General features: G+C 70.6%; 6 protein-coding genes. All 6 read left to right on the forward strand.

Features of this window, described 5'->3' with window-relative positions; all coding sequences use genetic code 11:
- On the forward strand, positions 1 to 766 hold a 766-nt coding region (gene nadC / locus VB739_RS16195), incomplete at its 5' end, for a carboxylating nicotinate-nucleotide diphosphorylase (protein WP_323358044.1).
- 80 nt (positions 767 to 846) lie between these two features.
- Positions 847 to 1,893 (forward strand): extracellular substrate binding-like orphan protein GrrP, encoded by a 1,047-nt coding sequence (gene grrP / locus VB739_RS16200; protein ID WP_323358045.1) that lies wholly within the window; start codon positions 847 to 849, stop codon positions 1,891 to 1,893.
- A gap of 13 nt (positions 1,894 to 1,906) precedes the next feature.
- A complete protein-coding gene (gene grrA, locus VB739_RS16205) occupies positions 1,907 to 2,308 on the forward strand; it encodes a GrrA/OscA1 family cyclophane-containing rSAM-modified RiPP (RefSeq protein WP_323358046.1) in 402 nt (133 codons plus the stop codon).
- A 263-nt stretch (positions 2,309 to 2,571) separates the two neighbouring features.
- A complete protein-coding gene (gene grrP / locus VB739_RS16210) occupies positions 2,572 to 3,534 on the forward strand; it encodes an extracellular substrate binding-like orphan protein GrrP (protein WP_323358047.1) in 963 nt (320 codons plus the stop codon).
- A gap of 73 nt (positions 3,535 to 3,607) precedes the next feature.
- Positions 3,608 to 4,024, forward strand: coding sequence for a GrrA/OscA1 family cyclophane-containing rSAM-modified RiPP (gene grrA, locus VB739_RS16215; RefSeq protein ID WP_323358048.1), 417 nt, complete (start codon positions 3,608 to 3,610; stop codon positions 4,022 to 4,024).
- On the forward strand, positions 4,021 to 4,826 hold an 806-nt coding region (gene grrM, locus VB739_RS16220), incomplete at its 3' end, for a cyclophane-forming radical SAM/SPASM peptide maturase GrrM/OscB (protein ID WP_323358049.1). The genes grrA (VB739_RS16215) and grrM, both read left to right, overlap by 4 nt.

A 4,826-nucleotide genomic window follows, 5' to 3' on the forward strand; every position in this document is an offset into this window, starting at 1 on the left:
GGCCCTGGTCGGCCGCTCCGGCCGGGCCCACTGGGTCACCCGCACCGACGGGGTGTTCTGCGGTGGGGTGCTGGTGGAGCCGTTGCTGGCGATCCTCGATCCCCGGGCGTCGGTGCGGCGGCTGGTGGCCGATGGGGAGCCGGTGGTCGCCGGCCAGCGGCTGCTGGAGCTGGAGGGGCCGGCGGCTGCCCTGGTGGCGGCGGAGCGCACGGCCCTCAACCTGGCCATGCGCCTCTCGGGCATCGCCACTGCCACCGCCGCCCTGGTGCAGGTGCTGGCGGGCACCGGTGTGCGCCTGGCCGACACCCGCAAGACCACCCCCGGCCTGCGGGTGCTGGAGAAGTACGCCGTGCGCTGCGGCGGCGGCTGCAACCACCGCCTCGGCCTAGATGATGCCGCCATGCTCAAAGAGAACCACCTGGCCTGGTCGGGCGGGGTGGCCGTCGCCGTCGCGGCGGTGAGGGCCTCGGCCCCCTGGCCGGCGCGGCTGATCGTCGAGGCCGAAACCGCCGCCGAAGCCGAGGCCGCCGTGCGCGCCGGGGCCGATGCGGTGCTGCTCGACGACTTCAGCCCAGCGGCGCTGGCGGCCCTGGTGCCCCGGCTGCGGGGCCTGGCGCCGTCGGTGTTGCTGGAGGCCTCGGGGGTGCGGCCTGAGCAGCTGGCCGCCTATGCCGCCACCGGCATCGATCTGATCTCCACCAGCGCCCCGGTCACCCGCAGCCCCTGGCTGGATCTGAGCATGCGCTTCGACCCCCTGCTGGCCTGAACTGGGGTCATGGTGAAGAAACACCCCACTCCCCCGGCACCGATGGCTCCGCCCCCGATTGGTTGCCAAAGTGAGCGCCGATGACCCCCGAACCGACCCGCGTGCCGCAGCGACCCGTGCCGCCTCCAGCGCTTGCGCAGCCAACGTCCCAACCCCAGGCCGCCCCGATCGGTGTCGCCGCCCGGCCCCGACGCTGCGCCGTGGTGGGATCCTCCCTGCTGCTGGCGCTGGTGACGGCGCTGGGCAGCCCCCTGGCTGCCAGGGCCGAATCGGTGCTCGAGCAGGCGGCGCGCACCGGCGAGATCACCATGGCCGGCCCCACCGACATGGTGCCCCTGGCCTACCTCGATGCCGGCAAGACCCTGGTGGGCTACAGCCTCGATGTGGCCCGGTTGATCGAGGCGGAGGTCTCCACCTATCTCAACCGGCCGGTGAAGATCGTCTACACCGCCAACGCGGATCCGCTGGCGGTGTTCCGTGATGTGAGCCGCGGCGATGTGGATCTGGCCTGTGGTGTTCAGTTCACCTGGGAGCGGGAGATGTACGTCGACTTCTCCATGCCTTTCGCTCTCTCCGGGATTCGCGTTCTCACCCGGCAGGGGGGGCTCGATGGCTCAGCGGCCTCGATGGCGGGCAAGCGGATCGGCGTCGTGAAGGACTCCCTGGGCAGCGCCACCATCGCGGCCGTGCAGCCGACGGCGGTGCGGGTCCCCTTCGCCGGAATCGAGCCGGCGGTGCGGGCGCTGCTGGCCGGCCAGGTGGATGGCGTGGGGGGCGATTCCCTGTTGCTCGCCGGTGCCCTCCAGAGCCTCGGTGGCAAGGGTTACGGCCTGGTGCCCGCGGAGGCCTTCTCCCGCTTTGCGGTGGGTTGCATTCTTCCGGAAGATAATTCCACCTTCCGCAACCTGGTCAATCTGGCCATCGCTCGGCTGGTGCAGGGCTACCTCGACGATGAGCCGGCGGCCGTGGCCAGCGTCAACCGCTGGCTGGGTCCGAAGGGAATTCTGGAGTTGCCCCCCGACGTGATCAAGGCCTATTTCCAGTCCGTTCTGCTCAACTACGAACGGGTCCGGCCCCTGTCGGCAACGACCCCATCGACGGTCGCCCCCACCTCACCTGCCCGTTAAGGAGATCCACCCCATGTCCATCACCTCCCGCACGGCCCTGCTCGGATTCTCCCTGGCCTTGGCGGCCTTGACCGCTCCCGCCGCTGGCCAGGCGGCCCTGCTGCCCTCCTCGGCCAGCTCTGCAGCCTCGATCGAGCAACGGTTGCAGCGCATCAGCGCGGCGTTCCGCGCCCAGGGTGACGGCAGCGGTGCGGACGGCTCCTCCGCCGGCGATCCGCGGCTGGCCTTTGGCTTCGCCAACGGCGGCCGGGGCGGGTGGGGCAACGCGGCCCGCGGCGGCTTCGTCAATGGCCACCCCTATTACGGCGGCGGCGGCGGCTTCCGCAACGGGGGTGGCGGTTTCGTCAATGCCAGGGGCGGGGGCGGCTTCGTCAATGGGGGGGGCATGCGCGGTGGGGCGTTCCGGAACTGGTAGGTCGCACCAAGCCGGCGCCGGTTGCTCCCACGCTGTTCGGAGCGCGCGCTCTCCTGGTGGTTCACCCCACTCCTGCGTTCCTGGGCACCGAGTAGCCCCTCTGATCTCCACCAGCGCCCCTGGCATCCCCAGCCCCTGGCTGGATCTGAGCAGGCGCTGGGCGGCGACGCTGGCCTGATCGGCTGGTGCGTTTCAAGCCTGAACGCCGATGGACGCAAGCCCTGAAACCGCTCTTAAGGTGCAGCACGTGCACGGCTCTGCCCATGGATTCTCCTGCTGCGCTGGTTCTCGCCGCTTCCGTCCGAACCCGCCGCAGCAGGGCCCTGGCCCTGGGACTCCTGGCCTGTCTCTGGCCCCTGGCGGCCCTGACACCGGCCCGGGCCGCCGACGCCGTGCTGGAGCAGGCGGCCAAGTCGGGCGAGGTGCTGATGGTGGGTCCCGCCGACAGCCCGCCCCTGGTCACGATCGGGCCGAAGGGGGAACCGGAGGGTTACGCCATCGAACTGGGCCGTCGCATCGACCGCCAGCTCAAGGCGGAACTGGGCAACAACGTGCGGATCCGCTTCGCCCCCGTCGACAACGCGGCCGTCACGCTGGGGGCTGTCTCCAGCGGCAAGGCCGGCCTGGCCTGTGGCGTGCCTTTCCGATGGGAGCACGAGCAGCTGGTGGACTTTTCCCTTCCCATCGGTCTCTCCGGCCTGAGGCTGCTCACCCGCAGCGGCAGCCTTGATGGCTCCCCGGCCTCCCTCGCCGGTCAGCCGATCGCGGTGGTGGAGGGGTCTCTCGGAGCCGGCCTGCTCGCCTCTCTCCAGCCCAACGCCAAGGCGGTCAGCGTCCCCTCCCTCGCCCAGGCCGTCACGGCCCTGGAGCAGAAGCGGGTGACGGGGGTGCTGGGCGATGCCAATGTGCTGGCCGGTCTGCAGCACCAGCGCCGGCTCTCCGGCTTGGCTCTGGTTCCTGAACAGCCCTATGTGAGCTACGGCGTCGGCTGCATCGTGCCGGAGAACAATTCCAGGCTGCTGAACGTGGTCAACCTGGCCATCGCGGGCCTGATCCAGGGCTACCTGGAGGGCCGACCCGAGGCCGTGGCCAGCGTGGCCCCCTGGGTCGGCCCGACCGGTGTGCTGGTGGTGCCCGCCGAGCGGGTCCGCGCCTTCTTCGAATCCGTGCTGCTCAGCCGCGAAGGTTTCCAACTGGCGGCCCCTTCGCCGGAGGCTCCCCGATGAGATCCCGCACCCCCGCCCTGCGGCGGACTGATCGCCCCGTCCCGCTCCTTTCTTCTTCCCTGGCAGCCCTCCGATGACGCACCACCCCCGTTCCGGTCTGTTCGGTTTCCTGCTCCTGCTGGCTGCCCTGGCTCCGGCCGGTGCGGGGGCCAGAACCGTGGTCGACGGACCGTCCCGGCCAACGTCGCCCCCCCTGGAGGCCGGGCCTGGATCGATCGACGCCCGCCTGCGGCGCATCTCCCAGGCCATGGGGCAGGAGTCCCCCGGGCCGGAGGCAGCGGAGGGTCAGGCCAACGCTGCCGATGGCCGGCTGGCCTACATCTTCGTGAACGGGGGCGGGCCCCGTTTCGGCTGGGGCAATGGCGGTTTCCGCAACGGCGGCTGGGGCAACGGTGGGTTCCGCAACGGCGGCTGGGGGAATGGCGGCTTCCGCAATGGCGGCTGGGGCAACGGTGGCTTCCGTAACGGCGGCTTCCGCAACTTCTGGTGATCGCCACCTCTACCCCGCCACCGGGCAACCCGGAAGGCTTCGGGCCGTTGCAGCTGCTGGTGGTCCAGCCCACGCCTTACTGCAACCTCGACTGCGACTACTGCTATCTGCCCAACCGCGACGATCGTCACCGGTTGCCGCTGGAGCTGCTGGAGGCGGCCCTGGAGCGGGTGCTGGAGAGCCCCTATGTGGGTGGTGATTTCACCCTGCTCTGGCACGCCGGTGAACCGCTCACTGTGCCGATCGCCTTCTACGACGCGGCCAGCGCCTGCGTGCGGCGGGCCTTGGAGCGCTGGCAGGGGGAGCCCCTGACGATCCACCAGTCGGTGCAGACCAACGCCACCCTGATCAATGAGGCCTGGTGCGACTGCTTCGAGCGCAACGGCATGTCCGTGGGCGTGAGCATGGATGGGCCTGGCTTTCTCCACGACGTCCACCGCCGCACCCGTACCGGCCTCGGGACCCACGCCGCCACCTTGCGGGGCATCGAGCATCTGCGCCGCCGCGGCATCCCCTTCCAGGTGATCGCCGTGATCACCGAGGAATCCCTCGGCCACGCCGACGACCTTTACGCCTTCTTCGTCGAGAACGGCATCACGGAGGTGGCCTTCAACATGGAGGAGACGGAGGGGGAGAACCGGGTGTCCACCCTCAGCCGTCCCCATGCCGAGGCGGCCTATCGCCAGTTTCTGCAGCGGTTCTGGGACCTGTGGCAGGAGCACCCTGAGCAGATGCGGGTGCGGGAGTTCGAGGGCATCTGCAGCCTGGCCCAGGCCGACGCCCGCCTGGAGTGCACCGACAT

The sequence above is a fragment of the Cyanobium gracile UHCC 0281 genome (genome assembly GCF_034931305.1).
Classification (GTDB): Bacteria; Cyanobacteriota; Cyanobacteriia; order PCC-6307; family Cyanobiaceae; genus Cyanobium; species Cyanobium gracile_A.

What these genes read in the sequence shown, in the direction of transcription:
- grrP (WP_323358045.1), top strand. Translation starts at nt 847, where the DNA reads ATGACCCCCGAACCGACCCGCGTGCCGCAGCGACCCGTGCCGCCTCCA.
- grrA (WP_323358046.1), top strand. Translation starts at nt 1,907, where the DNA reads ATGTCCATCACCTCCCGCACGGCCCTGCTCGGATTCTCCCTGGCCTTG.
- grrP (WP_323358047.1), top strand. Translation starts at nt 2,572, where the DNA reads ATGGATTCTCCTGCTGCGCTGGTTCTCGCCGCTTCCGTCCGAACCCGC.
- grrA (WP_323358048.1), top strand. Translation starts at nt 3,608, where the DNA reads ATGACGCACCACCCCCGTTCCGGTCTGTTCGGTTTCCTGCTCCTGCTG.